Below are 19,554 nucleotides of genomic sequence, written 5' to 3'. Positions count from 1 at the left end.
TACGGTTGGCCCAGGCTTCACCGCAGCGTCACTCAACCATGGCGGGGCATTCCGTCAAACCTGCCCAGACTGTCCCGCCGCATCGGAGCGATCAGCGATCTCGGGCGACCCAGGAGGCGAACCCTTCATGACCGGCATCAACCGTCGAAGATTCATGCAACTCGCCGGCGGCACCGCCGCCATGTCCGCGCTGTCGGCGAGTATTGCGCGCGCCGCGGAGATTCCCGCCAACCGGCGTACGGGAAGTCTGCGCGATGTGGAACACATCGTCGTCCTGATGCAGGAAAATCGTTCGTTCGACCACTACTTCGGCACGCTGCGCGGGGTACGCGGATTCGGCGACCCGCGGCCGGTGACCCTCCCCAGCGGCAAGCCGGTCTGGTACCAGTCCGACGGCACCAAGGACGTCCTGCCGTTCCGGCCCGACACCACCAACCTCGGGCTCACCTTCCTCGAAGACCTCGCCCACGACTGGAACAGCGGCCACTCCGCCTGGAACCAGGGCCGCTACGACCAGTGGGTGCCGGCCAAGACCGCTACAACGATGGCGTATCTGACGCGGGACGACATCCCGTTCCACTACGCCCTCGCCGACGCGTTCACCATCTGCGACGCCTACCACTGCTCGCTGCTCGGTCCCACGGACCCGAACCGCTACTACATGTGGACCGGTTACGTCGGCAACGACGGCAAGGGCGGCGGACCGGTCATCGACAACGCCGAGGCCGGCTACTCCTGGACGACCTACCCCGAACGGCTCGAAGCGGCCGGGATCTCGTGGAAGATCTACCAGGACATCGGCGACGGCCTCGACGCGGCCGGCGGCTGGGGCTGGATCGAGGACGCGTATCGGGGCAACTACGGCGACAACTCGTTGCTCTACTTCGACCAGTACCGCAACGCCGCCCCCGGCACCCCGCTCTACGACAAGGCCCGCACCGGCACCGACGCCAAGAACGGCGACAGCTTCTTCGAGATCCTCAAGGCCGACGTGCAGGCCGGACGGCTTCCGCAGGTCTCCTGGATCGTGGCCCCCGAGGCCTTCACCGAGCACCCCAACTGGCCGGTCAACTACGGCGCCTGGTACGTCTCCCAGGTCCTCGACGCGCTCACCGCCGACCCGGAGGTGTGGAGCAGGACCGCGCTGCTGCTCACCTACGACGAGAACGACGGCTTCTTCGACCACGTCGTCCCGCCATACGCCCCGGCCTCCCCCGACCAGGGGCAGTCGACCGCGGACACCACCGGGGAGCACTACACCCCCTCGGGGTCGAGCAGCTATGCGGCGGGCCCGTACGGCCTCGGCCAGCGCGTGCCGATGCTCGTCGTCTCCCCCTGGAGCAAGGGCGGTTGGGTCTGCTCGGAAGTCTTCGACCACACCTCGATCGTCCGGTTCATCGAGCGCCGTTTCGGGGTCCATGAGCCGAACATCTCGGCCTGGCGCCGTTCCGTGTGCGGGGATCTGACCACTGCGTTCGACTTCTCCCGCACCGACGCGGCCATGCCGCCGCTCCCCGACACCAGCGGCTACATACCCCCGGACCACAACCGGCACTCCAGCTACGTGCCGACGCCTCCGGCCAATCCCGTACTGCCCAAGCAGGAACCCGGGCTGCGCCCGGCCCGCCCCCTGCCGTACGACCTGGCCGCCGACGCCGGCGTCGACACCGCCACCGGGCAGTTGTCGATCGGCTTCGCCAACCACGGCGCGGCCGGCGCGAGCTTCCACGTCACCTCGGCCACCCACGCCGGCGGACCGTGGACCTACACCGCCGACGCCGGACGCGCGCTCTCCGACTCCTGGAGCACGGGGTCCCAGGCCCAGGGCGTCTACGACTTCTCGGTGCACGGGCCGGGCGGCTTCGTGCGCCAGTACCAGGGCCACGCCACGAGCAACGGCCCCGAGGTCAGCGCCCGCCACGACGCGGAGGGCGCGCTGGTCCAGGTGCGCCTCGCCAACCACGCCACCACGCCCGCCCGGCTCACGGTCGCCGACGCCTACGGCAACGCGCCCGATGCAACGTACCGGCTCGCCCCCGGCGCCTCCGTCGTCCACGCCGCGCCCACCCGGCGCAGCCACGGCTGGTACGACCTGAGCGTGACCTGCGCCCAGGACGCCGGCTTCCTCCGCCGTCTCGCCGGCCACGTCGAGACCGGCAGCCCCAGCACCAGCGACCCGGCGATCGCCACCGGCTGAGGCGCACTCCACGAGAAGGCCCCCCCTCGCATCCGCGGTCAGGGGGGACCTTGTCGTGCGGAGGGCTCTCCCGGGTCGAGCGGCGGGGCGGGCGCGCCGCAGCTCCAGACGCACTGCGGTTCGGCGACCGGGTGTTCCGGCTCGGGTGCCGGCCGGCCACCGCGCACGGTCAGCCATGCCAGACCGCCGCCCGCGGCCAGCACTGCCGCGCAGATGACCATCGCCCCGCGGAAGGAGTGGTCCACCTGCGCCGGCACCCGGTAGCCGTCTCCCGACAGGCCGACCACCAGAGGCAATGCGGCCACGGCGAGCAGCCCGGCCACCCGGGCCGCCGCGTTGTTGACTCCGCTGGCGATCCCGGCCCGCCGCACGTCGACCGATGCCAGAACGGTCGCCGTCAGCGGAGCGACGAGCATGGTCAGCCCGATGCCGAGCACGGCCGTCGCGGGCAGTACGTCCCGCCAGTACGAGGCGTGTGCGCCGATCCGCAGCATCAGCAGCACACCCCCGGCGGCGACGACCGGACCCACGGTCAGCGGCAGGCGGGCCCCGATCGCCTCGCCGAGGCGCGCGGCTCGCGGGGACAGCGCCAGCAGCAGCGCCGTGGCAGGGAGCATGGCCAGGCCCGCCACGAGCGGGGAGAACCCCGCGACGGTCTGCAACTGCACCATCAGCAGGAGCAGGACGCCACCGAAGGCCCCGTAGACGCAGACGGTCACCGCGTTGACGGCGGTGAACAGCCGCGAGCGGAACAGCTCAGGCGGCAGCATCGGCGCGGCCCGGCGGCGCTCGACGGCACCGAAGACGCCGCCCGCCAGCAGACCGGCGATCCCCAGCAGCCAGATCGCCGCCGTGAGCCGACCGCTGCCGGCAGCGGTGAGCGCGTAGGTGACACCGCCCAGCGCAAGAGCCGCAAGTACCGCGCCCCAGAGGTCGAATGCCCCTGTCGCGGCCTCGTCCCGGCTCTCGGGGACGCGCCGGAGCGAGACCGCGAGCACGACCAATGCCACCGGCACGTTGATCAGGAACACCCACCGCCAGCCCGGGCCCCCCGCCAGCCAGCCGCCGAGCAACGGCCCCACCGCACCGGCCACACCGCCGAGACCCGACCACGCGCCGACCGCCGCCGCCCGGTCGTCGGGATGGAAGGTCGCCTGAATGATCGCCAGGGAGCCGGGCGTCAGCAGCGCGCCGCCGAACCCCTGGAGCGCCCGGGCCGCGATCAGTACTCCCGTACCGGGTGCGAGGCCGCACAGCGCGGAGGCCGCCGCGAACCAGATCACCCCGGTCAGGAACACCCTGCGGCGGCCATATCTGTCCCCGAGCGACCCGCCGAGCAGGATCAGCCCCGACAGCGTCACCAGGTAGGCGGTGAGAATCCACTGCAGGGCCGCCATGGACGCGCCCAGGTCCGCTCCAATGCGGGGCAACGCCACGTTCACGACGGTCCCGTCCAGCATCACCATGCCCGACCCGAGCACAGCGCCGACGATGACCCACCGGCCTCGGCTGGTCCCCATGCGATAGGTAGTCGGTGCCTCCCGGCACACCACGCCCATGCGACGATCATCCGCCCCCGCAGGCCGCCCCGCCACACCCTTCGCGGGGGCGACGCGACCCAAAAGCCCGTACGATTTCCACATACGGGTCATATGCCGCTCGCGTCGCAGTGCACCGGACGTCGCCGCACCGCCCTTGCCCCCCGCCCCCGGCCCGCCTCGATTCAACGAGGAGATCCCATGCCCGCCACGCTCGCGTGGCCACCACCGCGCTGCGGGACGCGCTGCACAGCACCTGACGCCGAACCCGAACACGCGGCTCGGAGACGTTCATGACCACAGCACGGGACCTGTTGATCACCGCTTTGGACAAGGCGCCCGTTCGCCCTGTGGAGCAAGGCGATCTGTCATTGGCGCTGGCGGGAGCCGAGGTGATCGACCTCCTGGGCACCGAGGCGGTCGGACTGGACGGCGATCGCATCGTGCCCAACGGCCCGCCGGTGACAGCTGATCGCATGCTGGACCAGGCCGCGACGTCGCTCGTGCGGCAGACGCCGTACGAGTCGGTCGCCGAGTGGCTGTGGCGCAGAGGCCGCGGCCTGTCCGTGGCCTATCTGGCCGACCTGGAGGCGGAAGGACAGATCACGCGGGAGCCATGCCGCCGCTGGCTGCTCTTCCGTACCACTCGGGTTACGGTCGTCGATTCGTCCGCTCGCGGCCGGGCGGAGGACCGCTGGGCAGCGGAGGAGCCCGTCCTGGCCTCGCTTGCGGCGTCCGTCGGGCTCCGCGACGAGCAGCCGGGAGACTCGCCGGGCGTGGCCGACGACGCCGTGCAGACCGTGCTCGACGCCGTCGATGAGGCGGTGGGAGAGCTGGCGGCCGAGCGGCAACGACGGGTCCGCAGGCGCGAGGAGGCGGCCGCGAACAACCGAATGCGGGGCTGGTGACGCCGGTACGCCGACCTGGCCCGACGGCCGACAACGACGAAGCAGAAGGCCTCCTGGACCTGCGTTTCCGCCGGTCCAGGAGGCCTTCCCGAAATGTGGAGCTAAGGGGATTTGAACCCCTGACCCCTTGCATGCCATGCAAGTGCTCTACCAGCTGAGCTATAGCCCCAGGTGCGTCGCCGCCAGTCCTCGGTCCTGGCGACTGCGTAAACATTACACGGACCCGGGGGCGTTTCGCCAAATCCATTCCCGGGCAAGACGGGGCCTGCTGAGCGCAGGCGCCAACGGGTACTGTCGGCGTTCCGAGCTCACACACCACAGAGCACTCCAGAGCACCACGGGACACGACAGGGAGCCGCAGGCCGTGACCGCGCCGCCGCCGACCGCCGGACGCCGCCGGCCCCTGGCGGCCGCACGCGGGTACGCCGCCCGCCGGGCGACGCCGCTCGCGGTCGTGGCATGCCTGGCGTCGTTCACGGCGTTCTGGGTCGCCCAGCGGGCGGCGCACGTGTCCATGATCGACCTGATGGTGTACCGGGCCGAGGGGTGGACGGTACGCACCGGGCAGGACCTGTACGCGATGGTCGCCACCCACGCCGATCTGCCGACCACGTACCCGCCGTTCGCCGCCCTGCTGTTCGAGCCGCTCACCTGGATCGGCGTCCCGGCCGTGCGCACCACGGCGACGGTGGTCAACCTGGGACTGCTGCTGGTCGTCGTCGATCTGTCGCTCCGCCTGATCGGCCGGCCGCAGCATGTGCCGCGCACCGCCGCCACCTTCGCCGTCGCCGCCGTCGCGGTCTGGTGCGAGCCGGTGTGGACGACGCTGCGCTACGGGCAGATCAACCTGCTGCTCGCGGTGCTCGTGCTGTGGGACCTGACCCGCCGCTCGGGCCACCGCTGGGCCGGGACGGGGATCGGAGTCGCCGCGGGGATCAAGCTCACCCCGGCGCTGTTCGCCGTCTTCCTCGCGCTGGTGGGCGCGGCGCAGGCGTGGCGCAGCCTGCGCACCGGTCAGGGAGCGCTGTGGAACACGGCGCTGCGCCGCGCCTCGGTGGCGGCGGCCGCCTTCGCCGGTACGGCGGCGGTCGCGGCCCTCACGCTGCCGCGCGACTCGCACGCCTTCTGGACCCGGATGGTCTTCGCAGCGAACCGGGTGGGCCGCGCCGAGGACACCGCGAACCAGTCCGTACGCGGGGTGCTGGCGCGTCTGCTGCACACCACAGACCCCGGCCGCTCCTGGCTGCTGACCGCCGCCGTGGTCGGGGTCCTCGGCCTCGCGGTGGCCGTCGCGGCGGCGGTGGCCGGCGACCGGCTGCCGTCGGCCCGCGCCTGGGCGGCGTGCGCGTGCGCGGCCACCGCACTGCTGGTGAGCCCGGTGTCGTGGTCGCATCACTGGGTGTGGTGCGTGCCGATGGTGCTGCTGCTGGCCTCGGAGGCGCTGCGGCGGCGCAGCGCCGTCTGGCGGGCGGGAGCCGTCGCGTCCGGTCTGCTGTTCTGCTCGTACGTGCTGTGGCTCGTGCCGCACGCCCCCGGCCGCCCCGAACTCCACCAGAACGTGGGCCAGATGGCGCTCTCGGCCGCCTACCCGCTGGCCGGCATCGCCTTCCTCGCGGTGGCGGGGGTACAGGCGCTGCGGGCGCTGCGAACCCCGTACGCGGGGCCCGCCATCCTGGGCCAGACCCGAACCGAGCAGGCCGGCTTCGCGAGGGTCCCCTGACCGCACCCGGCCGCGCCTGGCCGCGCTGCCGGAACACTCCGGCCGCCGCTCCCGCCAGGGCGGTCGCGGTCAGCGCCACCGATGTCGCCCACAGCGCATGCGCTGAGGAGTGCTCCGTGGCCAGCCGGTTGAGGAAGAGCGTTCCGAGTGTCGCGACGCCGATGAGCCGGCCGAGCTGGGTGACGGTGACCAGCAGGCCGCCCGCCGACTGGCCGACCGTGCCGCGTACGGGCGGCATGTCGGCGAGCCGGCCTGGGAGTCCTTCATCGAGCGGCTCACCAGGGCCAGTTCGCAGTTCGCGCAGATGTGGGCCACCGGTGACGTGGCGGCGCCGGGACCGCGCATCAAGATGGTGCAGCACGCCTCGGTCGGCGAAATGCGGCTGACCGCTTCGTCGTTGACGATCGACGGAATGCCGGAGCACCGGATCGTCGTCTACACGCCGAACGACGAGGAGTCCCGGGAGCGTGTCGAGCGGTTGCGCGCAGTGGCGGACCCGTTGGTGGGGTGCCCCGCTCACGCACGGCCGGTGTCACAGATACTCGCCGCGAAAACATGCAGCAGCGTCTGAACCTTCTGAAGGTGTGGAGCTAAGGGGATTTGAACCCCTGACCTCTTGCATGCCATGCAAGCGCTCTACCAACTGAGCTATAGCCCCGCCGTTCCCGGCGCTTCCTGCCGGGAACGAGGAGAGCTTAGCGTGTGACCTGCCCGGATACGAAATCAGCAGCTGTCAGTCGTCGTCGCCGAGGACGGGCTCGGGCAGCGTGCCCGCGTTGTGTTCGAGCAGCCGCCAGCCGCTCGCGCCCTCGCCCAGCACCGACCAGCAGCAGTTCGACAGCCCGCCCAGCGACTCCCAGTGGTGCGGTTCGAGGCCGAGCAGCCGCCCGATGGTGACGCGTATCGCGCCGCCGTGGCTGACGACCACGAGCGTGCCGTCGTCGGGCAGCTTGTCGGCCTCGCGCAGCACGACGGGCGCCGCGCGGTCGGCCACCTCGGTCTCCAGCTCTCCCCCGCCGCGCCTGACCGGCTCGCCGCGCTTCCACGCCGCGTACTCGTCCCCGTAGCGCGCCCTGATCTCGGTACTGGTCAGTCCCTGCCAGGCGCCCGCGTACGTCTCGCGCAGGCCCTCGTAGAACGTGGGCTCCAGACCCGTGACGGCGGTCAGCTCGGCCGCCGTGTGGGCGGCCCGCTGCAGGTCGGAGGCGATCAGCCGGTGCGGCCCCAGGGCCGCGAGCAGCCGCGCGGCACGCCGTGCCTGGGCGCGGCCGGTCTCCGTGAGCGGTATGTCGGTCGAGCCCTGGAAACGGCGCTCCAGGTTCCATGCGGTCTGGCCGTGCCGCCACAGCACGACGCGGCGGCCTCGGCCGCCGTCGTGATTGCGTGAGGTCTGCTGCGTGCTCAGCTCAGGTCTCCGTCCGCCTCGGCAGCCCGCGCTGCGGCGTACTCCGCACCCTTGCCGCGGGTGGCCACGGCGTCCTTCGGAAGCTCCATCTCCGGGCAGTCCTTCCACAGCCGCTCCAGTGCGTAGAAGACGCGCTCCTCGGAGTGCTGAACGTGCACGACGATGTCGACGTAGTCGAGCAGCACCCAGCGGCCGTCACGCTCGCCCTCACGGCGCACCGGCTTGGCGCCGAGCTCCTTCTGGAGCCGCTCCTCGATCTCGTCGACGATGGACTTGACCTGCCGGTCGTTGGGCGCGGAGGCGAGGAGGAACGCGTCTGTGATGGACAACACATCGCTGACGTCGTAGGCGATGATGTCGTGCGCGAGCTTGTCGGCCGCCGCCTGAGCGGCGACGTTGATGAGCTCGATGGAGCGGTCCGTGGCGGTCACAAGCCAAGCTTTCCGGTCGGAGACGGGTACCCCTCAAGGGTCTCATGTCCCAGTGACATGCCCGCCTCCAGTTCTCGCACCGCCCCGGCGTCCTCCCCGCCGCGCTTGTCGTCGGTCAGCCCTTGTAGTCGCTGCCGAGGACCACGGTGATGGTGGCGTTCGGCTGGCCCTGGCCCTTGGAGACCTCGTTGTCGGACAGCCCCAGGGTCTTGGCGAGCTCGTGCGCCGTCTGCGCCTGTGCGTCGGCGGTATACACGATCTGGGACCTGCTCTGGACGGGCGAGGCCGTGCCGCCGTCGACATAGGTGTAGCCGGAGTTGACAACGGCCACCTGGGCCGAACTCGCCGCCCCCGCGTTACCGCTGGCGTTCTTGACGGCGACCGTCGGCGTCCCGCTCGGGTCGCTGTTCTTCACCGCTCCGCCGAGGATGTCCTTGACCACGCTGTCGCTCGACGGCGCGCTGAGCGTGCCGTTCGGCTGCACCGGCAGCATCGCGGTCTGGTAGCCGCCGTTCTTGACCTGGTTGGACAGCTGCGCGAGGCTCGCGCCGAGCTGCTGGTCAGTGAGCGACGGGTCGAGGATCGCCCCCATGGCGTCGACGATCTTGGTCGCGCTCTCCGCGTCGCTGGGCATCTTCATCAGCACCGCCTGCATCACCTGCCCGAAGCGGGCGAGCTGCTTCTGCTCCGACTCCCCGGGGCCGCGGTAGGTGGCGTACGCGACGGCCGCCTGCCCGTCGAGGTCCTGCTGCTTACCGGGGGTGACCAGGGTCTTCCCCCCGTCCTGCGCGTCGGCCTTGACGGTGGCGTCGGTGTCGACGGTGATGTCGCCGAGCGAGTCGACGAGGATCTCCAGGTACGGGGTGTCGAGCCGCCAGATGCCCTGGATGTTGGCGCCGAGCAGGGTGTTCAGCGCATCACGAGTGGGCCCCGCGCCCTGGTCGATGACCGAGTTGCCCAGGGTCGTGGTGCCGCCGGTGTCGGTCGGGACGGTGAGAGAGTTGGGCAGCAGGACGGTCGAGCCCTTGCCGGTGGTCTGGTTGTCCACCAGCAGCGCGGTGGAGCTGTCGTTGCTGTCGACCGGACGCAGATTCACCACGATCACGTTGCGCTTCTGGGCGCCCGTGGCGGCCTGCGCAGCCGCCGATGCCCCACCGAGGCCGGGCAGCCGGCCCGTCTTCCACAGATAGCCGACACCGCCGACCGCGGCGAGGACGAGCACCACGACCAGCGCCGTCACCCGCTTGCGGCCGCGCCGCTTGCGTTCGTCGCGCCGCTCGGTGCGGGACTCGGAGAACTTCAGCCAGTCGATGACGTCCTCGGCCTGCTCGTTCTCCTCCTCGATGAACGCGAACATCTCGGTGTCGAAGCCGCCCTGCGATTCCGCCTGCGGCTGCGGCTCGGGCTGCGGCTGCGGCTCCGTCTGGGGGTGGGGCTGGGGCTGGTACTGAGGCGGCACCGGGTAGCCGTGCACCTGCTGCTGTGCGTACTGCTGCTGGGGCTGCTGCGGGTGCGCATGGCCCTGGCCCTGCTGCTCCTGGTAGTAGCCGGCAGCGTGGTCGTAGGAGTCGTAGGAGGGTTGCTGCGGCGGCACCTGCGGATGGGGGTACTGCTGCTGGTAGCCGCCGGCGGCATACGGGTCCTCGGGCGCCGGGTAGTACCGCTGGGCATAGGGGTCCTGCCCGTACTGCTCCTGCTCGCCGCTCACCAGCGCCCCTCCAGATCGTTTCAGTGCCGCAGGCTCATCAGGTGTCCCGGTAGAGCCTGCGCTTGTTGATGTAGCGCACGACGCCGTCCGGCACCAAGTACCAGACCGGCTCCCCCTTGGCCACCCGCCCCCTGCAGTCCGACGACGAGATCGCGAGCGCCGGAACCTCGACGAGCGAGACGCCCCCCTCGGGGAAGCCCGGGTCGGTGAGAGTGTGTCCCGGCCGGGTTACCCCGATGAAATGTGCGAGTGAAAAGAGCTCCTCGGCGTTGCGCCAGGAGAAGATCTGCGCGAGCGCGTCGGCCCCTGTGATGAAGAACAGGTCGGCCTCGCCATGCTCGTCGCGCAGATCGCGCAGGGTGTCGATGGTGTATGTACGGCCGCCGCGGTCGATGTCGATCCGGCTGACCGAGAACTGCGGGTTGGACGCGGTCGCGATGACCGTCATCAGATAGCGGTCCTCCGCCGGGGACACCCGCTTGTGTTCCTTCTGCCAGGGCTGACCGGTCGGGACGAAGACCACCTCGTCGAGGCGGAAGAGGTGCGCCACCTCGCTGGCCGCGACCAGGTGGCCGTGGTGGATGGGATCGAATGTCCCGCCCATCACGCCGAGTCGTTTCCTCGCCGGCCCGACCCCTCCGTCGGCGTTCGCGGAGGGGGGCACGGGCACTGCCTGCTCTCCCATGCGAGCACACCCTACTTGGCGTGGCCCCGCGTGGCGCCGAGAGGGGCGAAGAGCCGCGGACGGCTCAGCGGTCCCGGTTGAAGCGGGTGGTGATCCACAGCAGGAGGAGCAGGGCGAACAGCGCGCCGCCGCCCGTGAGATAGGGGTTGAGGCTGTTGTGGTGCCCGCCCTCGGCGAGCGAGGCCAGGGCGGCGGGGATGCGTGCGGCAGTCATGATCGGCGGTGCCCCTCGCGGTCGTCTGTCAGTGCTCTGTTGCGGTCGGTTGTGCGATCAGGAGTGTAGCCGTGTCGGGCGATCAGTCTTTGTCGCCGTAGCCGCGCAGCAGGAACCAGGCGAGAAAGGCCGCGCCCAGGACCGCGACGACGATGACGACGCGCAGCAGCGTGCCGGGGCCCTGCTGCGAGTCGGCGGAGGCGTCGGCGAGCAGCGCGGCGAGATGGTGCATCGGGAACATGAGAAGCAGAGTAGCCCTGTCGCCGGCCCGGCCTATGGTGGGGTGTGGGACCGACCGCAGGGGAGCGTGAGCCGATGACCGAGCCGCAGGGACCTGAGCAGCCGCACGTGCCCGCCCGCACCCGCACGCGTTACCCGGGCATGTCGTCGCGCGCCTACGAACATCCGGCGGACCGCTCTGCCTTGGTGGCGCTGCGCAAGGTAAGCGGTTTCCAGACGGTCCTCAAGGCCGTCGGCGGGCTGCTGCCTGAGCGCTCGCTGCGGCTGCTGTTCCTCTCGGACTCGGTGCGGGTGAGCGAGCAGCAGTTCCCTCACCTGTACGACATGCTGTGCGACGCCTGCTCGATCCTGGATCTGGAGAAGGTCCCGCCGCTGTACGTCACCCAGGACCCGCAGCCCAACTCGATGTGCATCGGGCTCGACGAGCCGGTGATCGTGGTGACCACGGGCCTGATGGAGCTCCTCGACGAGGAGGAGATGCGGGCCGCGGTGGGCCATGAGACGGGCCATGCGCTGTCGGGCCACGCCGTGTACCGCACGATCCTGCTGTTCCTCACCAACCTGGCGATCCGGGTGGCGTGGATACCCCTGGGCAATCTGGCCGTTTCGGCCGTGGTCAGCGCGCTGCGCGAGTGGTTCCGCAAGTCGGAGCTGTCGGGCGACCGGGCCGGCCTGCTCGTCGGCCAGGATCTGCAGGCGTCGCTGCGCAGCCTGATGAAACTCGCCGGCGGTGACCATCTGCACCAGATGAATGTCGACGCCTTCCTCGAACAGGCGCAGGAGTACGAGGCGGGCGGTGATCTGCGCGACTCCGTGCTGAAGCTGATGAACATGCTGCCCCGCACGCACCCGTTTACCACGGTACGCGCCGCCGAGCTGAAGAGATGGGCGGAAAGCCGTGACTACCAGCGCATCATGGACGGGCATTACCCACGCCGCGAGGACGACAAGGACGCCTCGGTGTACGAGTCGTTCAAGGAGTCCGCGGGCCACTACGCCGACTCGGTGAAGAGCAGCAAGGATCCGCTGATGGGGCTGATCCGTGACCTCTCGTCAGGTGCGGGCGACCTTGGGGGCAGGCTGCGCGGCCGGTTCAGCGGCTGGGGCGGGACGGACGAGCCGGGGACGGGGACGGAGTCCGGGACGGGACCGGACCGGGATTGAGCAGACCGCAGCCGGAGGCGACGGGCCTGCCGTGGTCGTACGGGTCGATGCCCGCCGCCTGGGCACCGGCGGCCTGACCGGCGAGCAGGGGGCGGAAGTACGCGGCCGAGTCGGCGGTGCACGCGAGCGGACCGGCCTCGACTGCGGCCTGCAGGACCTCGGCCTCGTGGCCCTGCAGATCGTCGCGGGTGAAGTACAGCTGCAGCTGGCGCCTGACGGTGAAGTGCGAGGCGGGCGTCGCCACGGGCCGGTCGGCCCCCAGCGCGGCGCCCGCGACCGCGCCGTCCACCACGGACCGCACGGTGTAGACCAGCGTGTGGTCGGTGGTGACGAGGATGCCGTCGGCGCTCGGCTCGCTCACCGACATCGTGCCCTGCACCAGCACCTGCTGGGCGGCAAGGGCGTAACGGGCGGGGTCGAACCGCACGAGCCAGCCGGTCGCCGCGTACTGCCCGTCGTCGGCGGGCCGGGCGAGGCTGCGGTCGAACTGGTCGAGCTGGCCGGGATTGAGCAGCTCACGCACCCCGCGCACATCGCCGCCGGTGAGCGCGGCCGGGTCGAGGGACGAGGCGACGAGGTAGTCCTTGGCTATGGTGAGCGCCTGCAGCACCTCCCCCTCGGAGAAGTCCGCGGTGGCGTGGGCGGGCGGCAGGGTGTACCCGTCGGCGCCGACCCGGTAGCGGGCGCCTCCGTCGGCGGTGAAGAGCGGGTCGGCCGAGGCCTCGGGCACCGGGCCCTGCGGGGCGAGCGGAATCAGGGTGATCCTCAGCGGCTGGGCCTGCGGGGGCAGCGGCGGCCGGTACGGGTGGCGTACGCCCATGTAGACGGCGGTACCGAAGGCCAGCACGATCAGCAGGAGGAGGACGAAGACCTGCCGCTGGGCGCCGCCGCGCGACCATGGGTGCCGGGTGCGGACCGCACGTGCGGCGTCGCCCATGCGCTCGCGCGCCGAGTACTCCTGTATGCGGGCAGCACGGACGAACGATTCGTCGAATACGACGGACCCGTACTCGTCGTCACCACCCCCCGGGACGCCCTGCGGTGTCCCCTCCGGAGGGTCTCCACGCCCGGCCATACGACAAGAGTAGGTCTGTCATGGCCCAGGTAAACGTCCCGGTACGGGACAACTTCTGAATTCACGTCAGCACAGCTCATGGCTGCACGCCGGGGAATGACAGAAGTATGTCGAACGTATGACCGGAGGTCAGGGGGCGGCCGCGGGTGAGGCGGCGCGGACCGACGGGTGCGCGGTCGGGGTGGCCGGGGTGTCGACGCGTCCGCTCGCGGGCGGCGGGGAGGGCTGGCGGCTGCCGCCTGCCGCCCCGCGGTAGACGGCGGCGAAGGTCAGCGCGACCACGCCTATGCCCATGACCAGAGCGAGCAGCCAGGCCACGGTGCGGTGCCAGCGGCTGTGTCCGCCGTACGGGCGACGGTGGCGGTGCGGGCCGCGCTGCCAGAGGCGGCCCTCGTCGTCCTCGTCCTCGTCGTCCTGATAGTGGTGGCGGCCCGCTCGGTAGCCGTCGTAGGGGCCGCCGTCGTCGTCCACGCCCTCGTCGTCGACCGCGCCGACACGGGTACGGGCCGCATCGGCCTCCGCACGCGCCTGGGCGGCGGCGAGCATGCGCTCGTGCGCGGTGGGCTCGTGGATCACGGCAGCGCGTATGAAGGCCTCGTCGAAGACCACGGATGCGAACTCGTCGTCCGCGCCGCCGTGGTCCTCACCGTCCGGGAACGGCGTGCCGCCCACTTCCTCAGACACCCCACCAGGGTAAGCCCGATGGCGGCGCCTTGGGCAGGGCGCCGGCGAAATCCGCGGCGGACCGCACGATTTGACGCGCCACGGCCGGAGGCCGGCGCGGATCAGCGGATGTGGCCCTCGCCGGTGACCACGTACTTCGTCGAGGTGAGCTCCGGCAGCCCCATAGGACCGCGGGCGTGCAGCTTCTGCGTGGAGATGCCGATCTCGGCGCCGAAGCCGAACTGACCGCCGTCGGTGAACCGCGTCGAGGCGTTGACCATGACCGCAGTGGAGTCGACCAGCGCCACGAAGCGCCGGGCCGCGCCCTGGTCGCGGGTGACGATCGCCTCGGTGTGGCCGGAGCTCCAGCGCCTGATGTGCTCCACAGCGGCCTCGAGGCCGGGCACGACGGCCGCCGCGATGTCGTACGAGAGGTACTCGGCCGCCCAGTCCTCCTCGGTGGCCGCGATCACGTGCGTCCCGGCGTCCTTGCCCGCGCGCTGCCAGGCGTCGTCGCCATGCACCGTCACGCCGGCCTCGCAGAGCGCGGCCAGCGCGCGCGGCAGGAAGGCGTCGGCGATCCCGGCGTGGACGAGCACCGTCTCGGCGGCGTTGCACACGCTCGGCCGGGACGCCTTGGAGTTGACGAGGATCTTCACAGCCATCTCGATGTCGGCGTGCTCGTCGACGTACACATGGCAGTTCCCCGTGCCCGTCTCGATGACGGGCACCGTGGACTCCTCCACGACCGTCCTGATCAGCGAGGCACCGCCGCGCGGAATGAGCACGTCGACCAGGCCACGGGCGCGCATCAGCTCCCGTACCGACTCCCGGCTCTCCCCCGGCACCAGCTGGACGACGTCGGCCGGCAGCCCGGCGCTCTCCACGGCGTCGCGCAGCACGGCGACGAGCGCGCTGTTCGAGGCGTACGCGGAGGAGGAGCCGCGCAGCAGCACCGCGTTGCCGGACTTCAGGCACAGGGCGGCGGCGTCCACCGTGACGTTGGGCCGGGCCTCGTAGATGATCCCGACCACCCCGAGCGGGACCCGGACCTGCCGCAGCTCCAGGCCGTTCGGAAGGGTGGAGCCGCGCACCACCTCGCCGACGGGGTCGGGCAGCCCCACCACGTGCCGCACGTCCGCGGCGATCGCCGCGATGCGCTCCGGGGTGAGGGTGAGCCGGTCGGTGATCGCTTCGCTGGTTCCCGCCGCGCGGGCCTTGGCGATGTCGTCGGCGTTGGCCGCGACGATCTCGCCGGAACGCGCTTCGAGGGAGTCGGCGATCGCGAGCAGCGCACCGTCCCGTACCGTCCGCGGCTGCGGCGCGAGCACGGCGGCGGCCGCCTTCGCACGGCGGGCGGTGTCGGTCACGGGCGAGGATGCGCTACGGGTCATGTGGGAAGGGTACTGAGCTCGCGGCCGGTACCGCGCCGCCATTTCAGATGGCGGACCCGCAGCTTCTCGCGGACCTCGCAGATCTCACGGAACCGATGTCAGTACGGGTGCACCCCGACGGATGTCGCCGGTGGCGGGCCGTAGCCCTCCGCGACGCGCTGGTGGTACGTCTCGCGGTCGATCACCTCAAGGCCCACGATCTCCCATGGCGGGAGCTTGGCCGTGGCCCGGTGCTCGCCCCACAGCCGCAGCGCCATCGCGGCCGCGTCGTGCAGGTCGCGAGCCTCCTCCCAGTAGCGGATCTCCGCGTGATCACCCGCGTAGCGGCTGGTCAGCAGGAAGGGGTGATCGTGCGCGAGCTGCTCCAGGGCTCTTCTGACCTCGGTGACCGGCGCCTTTGCACCGGAGACGCTGAGCGTGACATGCCACAGCCGCGATGCGTTGCGCTCACGGGCCTGCGGCTCCGCGTCGGCCGCCGGCTCCCGCCGGCTGTTCTCGGCGTGTATGCCGTCGACGCTGGCCAGTGCTCGTTCCTCCCCAGTCCGGCGGGCTGAGGAGGTCCCCCCGGTTCCACGGGGCACAGCCCCCGGGCGCGCTCGTCTCACGGCGGCCTCCTGTGTGCGTATCCCTCGGTCCCCCGCATCAAAGTTGACCAGCCTCCGGACGGTCGCGGGGCGCTTTTCGGCAATAAGACACCGGATCGCGGATGATTGCGGGCGCGGGCACCCCGGCGCTCAGCCGAGGACGACCAGGTCGTCCCGGTGGACGACCTCGCGCTCGTACGCCGGGCCCAGTTCCGCGGCGAGTTCATGCGTGGAGCGGCCGAGCAGCCGCGGCAGTTCCTTGGCGTCGAAGTTGACCAGGCCGCGGGCGACCGTGCGCCCCGACTCGTCCACCAGGTCCACCGGGTCACCTGCAACGAAATGGCCCTCCACCCCGGTGAGACCGGCCGGCAGCAGCGAGGTGCGGCGCTCCACGACCGCCGTGACGGCGCCGTCGTCCAGGTGCAGGACTCCGCGCGGCGCGGAGGCGTGGGCGAGCCAGAGCAACCGGTTCGCCGAGCGCTTCCCCGTGGGGTGGAAGAGGGTGCCGGTGGGACGGCCGGCAAGCGCGTCGGCGGCATGGACGGCGGAGGTGAGGACGACCGGGATGCCGGCCTCGGCGGCGATCCGGGCGGCGTCGACCTTGGTCACCATGCCGCCGGTGCCGACACCTGCCTTGCCCGCGCTGCCGATCACGACCCCTTTGAGGTCGGCCTCCCCTGTGACCTCGGCGATCCTGCTGGTGCCCGGCCTGCGCGGGTCACCGTCGTAGAGCCCGTCGACGTCGGAGAGGAGGACGAGCAGATCGGCCCGTACCAGGTGGGCGACGAGCGCCGCGAGCCGGTCGTTGTCGCCGAAGCGGATCTCGTCGGTGGCGACGGTGTCGTTCTCGTTGACGACCGGCAGCGCGCCCATCGCCAGTAGCTTCTCCAGCGTGCGGTAGGCGTTGCGGTAGTGCGCGCGGCGGCTGATGTCGTCGGTGGTGAGCAGCACCTGGCCGACCCGCACGCCGTAGCGGGCGAAGGAGGCGGTGTAGCGGGCGACGAGCAGACCCTGCCCGACGCTGGCGGCGGCCTGCTGCCGGGCGAGGTCGCGGGGGCGTTTGGCGAGGCCGAGCGGGGCGAGGCCGGCGGCGATCGCGCCGGAGGAGACCAGCACGATCTCCTTGGCCGCGTTCTCGCGACCCCCGCGCACCTTGGCGATCACGTCGACGAGAGCGTCCACCCGGTCGGCGTCGAGCCCGCCGACGGCGGTGGTCAGCGACGACGAGCCGATCTTGACGACGATTCTGCGGGCCGACGCCACGTCGTCCCGGACCGTCGTCCCGTCGTGCTGCCGCTGCTGTACGCCTGACACCTCATGTACCCCACAACTATCGGCCGTGCGCTGATGCTACGCGAGCTGCAGCGGCCGCTGCCTCCGTGTATCGGCCCGTGGACGGGCTCCGCTCGCTCAGGTGCGTCACTCACCAAACGGCTGGAACCCTTCGTACTCCTGCTCGGACTCGTCGCGCGCGGCCTGGCGCTCCCGGCGGCGCTGCGCCGCGGGGCGGGGCGCCTCGAAGCGGTGGTCCTCGCCGCGCCGGCCGAGCATCTCGGCGCCCGCGGCCAGGGACGGCTCCCAGTCGAAGACGACGGCGTCGTCCTCGTCTCCGATGACGACCTCGTCGCCGGCGCGGGCACCGAGCTTCATCAACTCCTCCTCGACACCGAGGCGGTCCAGCCGGTCGGCGAGGTAGCCGACGGCCTCGTCGTTGGCGAAGTCGGTCTGCCGCACCCAGCGTTCGGGCTTCTCACCGCGCACGCGGTAAATGTCGCCCTCACGGGTGACGGTGAAGCCCGCGTCGTCGACGGCCTTGGGCCGGATGACGATCCGGGTCGCTTCCTGCACCGGCTTGGCCGCCCGCGCCTCGGCGACGATCCGGGCGAGCGCGAAGGACAGCTCGCGCAGCCCCATGTGGGCGACGGCCGAGACCTCGAAGACCTGGTAGCCGCGGGCCTCCAGGTCGGGCCTGATGAGATCGGCGAGATCCTGGCCGTCGGGCACGTCGACCTTGTTGAGGGCGACGATGCGCGGCCGGTCGTCGAGACCCCCGTACTGCGCGAGCTCGGCCTCGATGACGTCGAGGTCGGTGACCGGGTCGCGCTCGGACTCCAGCGCCGCGGTGTCGAGCACGTGCACCAGCACCGAGCAGCGCTCGACATGCCGCAGGAACTCCAGGCCCAGGCCCTTGCCCTGGCTCGCACCGGGGATGAGCCCCGGCACGTCGGCGATGGTGTAGACGATGTCGCCCGCCGTGACCACGCCGAGGTTCGGCACGAGCGTGGTGAAGGGATAGTCCGCGATCTTCGGCTTGGCCGCCGAGAGCACCGAGATCAGCGAGGACTTGCCGGCGCTCGGATAGCCCACCAGCGCCACGTCGGCGACGGTCTTCAGTTCGAGGACGATGTCCTCGCTGCGGCCGGGCTCGCCGAGCAGCGCGAAGCCGGGTGCCTTGCGGCGGGCCGAGGCGAGCGCCGCGTTGCCGAGGCCGCCGCGGCCACCCTGTGCGGCGACGTACGAGGTGCCCTCGCCGATGAGGTCGGCGAGCACGTTGCCGCGCTTGTCGAGGACGACGGTGCCGTCGGGGACGGGCAGGATCAGGTCCTGGCCGTCCGCGCCGGAGCGGTTTCCGCCCTCGCCCGGCTTGCCGTTGGTGGCCTTGCGGTGCGGCGAGTGGTGGTAGTCGATGAGCGTGGTGACGGAGGTGTCGACGACGAGGATGACGTCGCCGCCACGGCCGCCGTTGCCGCCGTCGGGGCCGCCGAGCGGCTTGAACTTCTCCCGGTGCACGGAGGCGCAGCCGTGGCCTCCGTTACCCGCGGCGACGTGCAGCTCGACGCGGTCCACGAAGGTGGTCATGATCTGGGCCTCCTGAGGGTTCCCATGTGCAGGCTGACGCACCGAGGGCGGGCCGTCTTCCTCGCCGTGGAGACGAGGAGAGCGGCCCGCCCTCGGGTGGATGTCTACGGCTGGTGCTTACTCAGCGGCAGCCGGGACGATGCTCACGACCTTGCGGCCACGGCTGGTGCCGAACTGCACCGCGCCCTCGGCCAGGGCGAACAGCGTGTCGTCGCCACCACGGCCGACGTTCAGGCCCGGGTGGAAGTGGGTGCCGCGCTGACGGACGATGATCTCGCCCGCGTTGACCAGCTGGCCGCCGAAGCGCTTGACGCCGAGCCGCTGGGCGTTGGAGTCGCGACCGTTCCGGGTGGACGATGCGCCCTTCTTGTGTGCCATCTCTCCTCAGTCCCTTACTTCGCAGCCGTGGGGATGCCGGTGATCTTCAGCGCCGTGTACTGCTGGCGGTGGCCCTGGCGCCGACGGTAACCGGTCTTGTTCTTGTACCGAAGGATGTCGATCTTCGCACCCTTGTGGTGGTCCACGACCTCGGCCTGGACCTTCACGCCCGCCAGGACCCACGGGTCGCTGGTGACGGAGTCGCCATCGACGAGCAGCAGGGTCGAGAGCTCGACCGTGTCACCCACGTTGTGGGTGGAAAGCTTGTCAACCTCAACGATGTCGCCGACCGCAACCTTGTGCTGACGGCCACCGCTACGCACAACTGCGTACACGCGGATCTCACTCTCTCGCTCGAAGTGGCACTCCTGATGCCAGCCACCCCGGATGG

General features: G+C 71.2%; 20 protein-coding genes and 2 tRNA genes. 5 read left to right on the top strand and 17 right to left on the bottom strand.

All coding sequences use genetic code 11. The features are described 5' to 3' along the window. Positions 1 to 127 precede the first annotated feature (127 nt). Positions 128 to 2,197 carry a phosphocholine-specific phospholipase C gene (locus NGB36_RS15430; protein ID WP_255920838.1) on the top strand — a complete coding sequence of 690 codons (2,070 nt, stop codon included), beginning with the start codon at positions 128 to 130 and terminating at the stop codon, positions 2,195 to 2,197. A gap of 38 nt (positions 2,198 to 2,235) precedes the next feature. Here NGB36_RS15430 and NGB36_RS15425 read toward each other — a convergent pair whose 3' ends face one another. Then, complete coding sequence (locus tag NGB36_RS15425; RefSeq protein WP_308288858.1) at positions 2,236 to 3,717, bottom strand: MFS transporter; 1,482 nt, start codon at positions 3,715 to 3,717, stop codon at positions 2,236 to 2,238. A gap of 311 nt (positions 3,718 to 4,028) precedes the next feature. On the opposite strand from NGB36_RS15425, the gene NGB36_RS15420 reads away from it, so the two are divergent. Beyond that, positions 4,029 to 4,643: a GOLPH3/VPS74 family protein gene (locus NGB36_RS15420; protein ID WP_255920836.1), complete on the top strand. Its 615-nt coding sequence runs from the start codon at positions 4,029 to 4,031 to the stop codon at positions 4,641 to 4,643. 96 nt (positions 4,644 to 4,739) lie between these two features. Here NGB36_RS15420 and NGB36_RS15415 read toward each other — a convergent pair. Next, positions 4,740 to 4,812 (bottom strand) — tRNA-Ala (locus tag NGB36_RS15415). A gap of 195 nt (positions 4,813 to 5,007) precedes the next feature. Here NGB36_RS15415 and NGB36_RS15410 point away from each other — a divergent pair. Both NGB36_RS15410 and NGB36_RS15405 read left to right on the top strand, forming a co-directional pair. Then, positions 5,008 to 6,363, top strand: coding sequence for a glycosyltransferase 87 family protein (locus tag NGB36_RS15410; protein WP_372509450.1), 1,356 nt, complete (start codon positions 5,008 to 5,010; stop codon positions 6,361 to 6,363). Positions 6,364 to 6,472: 109 nt separating this feature from the next. Next, positions 6,473 to 6,934 (top strand): MmyB family transcriptional regulator, encoded by a 462-nt coding sequence (locus tag NGB36_RS15405; protein ID WP_255920834.1) that lies wholly within the window; start codon positions 6,473 to 6,475, stop codon positions 6,932 to 6,934. A gap of 14 nt (positions 6,935 to 6,948) precedes the next feature. Here NGB36_RS15405 and NGB36_RS15400 read toward each other — a convergent pair. The 7 genes from NGB36_RS15400 to NGB36_RS15370 form a co-directional block, all read right to left on the bottom strand. After that, a tRNA-Ala gene (locus NGB36_RS15400) sits at positions 6,949 to 7,021 on the bottom strand. 75 nt (positions 7,022 to 7,096) lie between these two features. Beyond that, a complete protein-coding gene (locus NGB36_RS15395) occupies positions 7,097 to 7,768 on the bottom strand; it encodes a histidine phosphatase family protein (RefSeq protein ID WP_255920917.1) in 672 nt (223 codons plus the stop codon). Beyond that, positions 7,765 to 8,199 carry a ribosome silencing factor gene (gene rsfS / locus NGB36_RS15390; protein WP_255920833.1) on the bottom strand — a complete coding sequence of 145 codons (435 nt, stop codon included), beginning with the start codon at positions 8,197 to 8,199 and terminating at the stop codon, positions 7,765 to 7,767. Before rsfS ends, NGB36_RS15395 begins: the two co-directional genes overlap by 4 nt. Before the next feature lie 115 nt (positions 8,200 to 8,314). Continuing rightward, positions 8,315 to 9,907: an LCP family protein gene (locus NGB36_RS15385; protein ID WP_255920832.1), complete on the bottom strand. Its 1,593-nt coding sequence runs from the start codon at positions 9,905 to 9,907 to the stop codon at positions 8,315 to 8,317. Between the two features lie 37 nt (positions 9,908 to 9,944). Then, positions 9,945 to 10,592 (bottom strand): nicotinate-nucleotide adenylyltransferase, encoded by a 648-nt coding sequence (nadD, locus tag NGB36_RS15380; protein WP_372509449.1) that lies wholly within the window; start codon positions 10,590 to 10,592, stop codon positions 9,945 to 9,947. Positions 10,593 to 10,656: 64 nt separating this feature from the next. Beyond that, complete coding sequence (locus NGB36_RS15375) at positions 10,657 to 10,806, bottom strand: hypothetical protein (RefSeq protein ID WP_255920831.1); 150 nt, start codon at positions 10,804 to 10,806, stop codon at positions 10,657 to 10,659. Positions 10,807 to 10,888: 82 nt separating this feature from the next. After that, on the bottom strand, positions 10,889 to 11,047 hold the full coding sequence (locus NGB36_RS15370) for a hypothetical protein (RefSeq protein ID WP_255920920.1): 159 nt from the start codon (positions 11,045 to 11,047) through the stop codon (positions 10,889 to 10,891). A gap of 74 nt (positions 11,048 to 11,121) precedes the next feature. Between NGB36_RS15370 and NGB36_RS15365 the strand changes: the two genes are divergently transcribed. Continuing rightward, on the top strand, positions 11,122 to 12,210 hold the full coding sequence (locus NGB36_RS15365) for a M48 family metallopeptidase (protein WP_255920830.1): 1,089 nt from the start codon (positions 11,122 to 11,124) through the stop codon (positions 12,208 to 12,210). Here NGB36_RS15365 and NGB36_RS15360 read toward each other — a convergent pair. The 8 genes from NGB36_RS15360 to rplU all read right to left on the bottom strand — a co-directional run bounded on the left by NGB36_RS15360 (position 12,140) and on the right by rplU (position 19,498). Continuing rightward, complete coding sequence (locus tag NGB36_RS15360; RefSeq protein WP_255920829.1) at positions 12,140 to 13,285, bottom strand: SCO2583 family membrane protein; 1,146 nt, start codon at positions 13,283 to 13,285, stop codon at positions 12,140 to 12,142. The two genes, NGB36_RS15365 and NGB36_RS15360, sit on opposite strands and share 71 nt — an antisense overlap. Positions 13,286 to 13,414: 129 nt before the next feature. Continuing rightward, entirely contained in the window at positions 13,415 to 13,969 is a 555-nt protein-coding gene (locus NGB36_RS15355; RefSeq protein WP_255920828.1) for an SCO2584 family spore wall biosynthesis protein, read from the bottom strand. Between the two features lie 101 nt (positions 13,970 to 14,070). Beyond that, positions 14,071 to 15,342, bottom strand: coding sequence for a glutamate-5-semialdehyde dehydrogenase (locus tag NGB36_RS15350; RefSeq protein ID WP_255920827.1), 1,272 nt, complete (start codon positions 15,340 to 15,342; stop codon positions 14,071 to 14,073). A 98-nt stretch (positions 15,343 to 15,440) separates the two neighbouring features. Next, on the bottom strand, positions 15,441 to 15,947 hold the full coding sequence (locus NGB36_RS15345) for a DUF8830 family protein (RefSeq protein WP_255920826.1): 507 nt from the start codon (positions 15,945 to 15,947) through the stop codon (positions 15,441 to 15,443). Positions 15,948 to 16,076: 129 nt separating this feature from the next. Continuing rightward, a complete protein-coding gene (gene proB / locus NGB36_RS15340) occupies positions 16,077 to 17,189 on the bottom strand; it encodes a glutamate 5-kinase (RefSeq protein ID WP_255920915.1) in 1,113 nt (370 codons plus the stop codon). A 156-nt stretch (positions 17,190 to 17,345) separates the two neighbouring features. Further along, a complete protein-coding gene (gene obgE / locus NGB36_RS15335) occupies positions 17,346 to 18,785 on the bottom strand; it encodes a GTPase ObgE (protein WP_255920825.1) in 1,440 nt (479 codons plus the stop codon). Between the two features lie 117 nt (positions 18,786 to 18,902). Beyond that, entirely contained in the window at positions 18,903 to 19,163 is a 261-nt protein-coding gene (rpmA, locus tag NGB36_RS15330; protein WP_255920824.1) for a 50S ribosomal protein L27, read from the bottom strand. Between the two features lie 14 nt (positions 19,164 to 19,177). After that, positions 19,178 to 19,498 carry a 50S ribosomal protein L21 gene (rplU, locus tag NGB36_RS15325; RefSeq protein ID WP_255920823.1) on the bottom strand — a complete coding sequence of 107 codons (321 nt, stop codon included), beginning with the start codon at positions 19,496 to 19,498 and terminating at the stop codon, positions 19,178 to 19,180. Positions 19,499 to 19,554: the final 56 nt, after the last annotated feature.

Origin of the sequence: Streptomyces humicola, assembly GCF_024436035.1 — a bacterium.
Classification (GTDB): domain Bacteria; phylum Actinomycetota; class Actinomycetes; order Streptomycetales; family Streptomycetaceae; genus Streptantibioticus_B; species Streptantibioticus_B humicola.
The sequence above is the reverse complement of the archived record's forward strand: the minus strand, read 5'-3'. Positions and strand labels throughout refer to the sequence as shown.

Bases quoted from the DNA above. Each gene is read 5' to 3' on its own strand.
- NGB36_RS15430 (WP_255920838.1), top strand. From the start codon at position 128: ATGACCGGCATCAACCGTCGAAGATTCATGCAACTCGCCGGCGGCACC.
- NGB36_RS15425 (WP_308288858.1), bottom strand. From the start codon at position 3,717: ATGGGGACCAGCCGAGGCCGGTGGGTCATCGTCGGCGCTGTGCTCGGG.
- NGB36_RS15420 (WP_255920836.1), top strand. From the start codon at position 4,029: ATGACCACAGCACGGGACCTGTTGATCACCGCTTTGGACAAGGCGCCC.
- nadD (WP_372509449.1), bottom strand. From the start codon at position 10,592: ATGGGAGAGCAGGCAGTGCCCGTGCCCCCCTCCGCGAACGCCGACGGA.
- NGB36_RS15375 (WP_255920831.1), bottom strand. From the start codon at position 10,806: ATGACTGCCGCACGCATCCCCGCCGCCCTGGCCTCGCTCGCCGAGGGC.
- NGB36_RS15370 (WP_255920920.1), bottom strand. From the start codon at position 11,047: ATGTTCCCGATGCACCATCTCGCCGCGCTGCTCGCCGACGCCTCCGCC.
- NGB36_RS15365 (WP_255920830.1), top strand. From the start codon at position 11,122: ATGACCGAGCCGCAGGGACCTGAGCAGCCGCACGTGCCCGCCCGCACC.
- NGB36_RS15360 (WP_255920829.1), bottom strand. From the start codon at position 13,285: ATGGCCGGGCGTGGAGACCCTCCGGAGGGGACACCGCAGGGCGTCCCG.
- NGB36_RS15350 (WP_255920827.1), bottom strand. From the start codon at position 15,342: ATGACCCGTAGCGCATCCTCGCCCGTGACCGACACCGCCCGCCGTGCG.
- obgE (WP_255920825.1), bottom strand. From the start codon at position 18,785: ATGACCACCTTCGTGGACCGCGTCGAGCTGCACGTCGCCGCGGGTAAC.
- rpmA (WP_255920824.1), bottom strand. From the start codon at position 19,163: ATGGCACACAAGAAGGGCGCATCGTCCACCCGGAACGGTCGCGACTCC.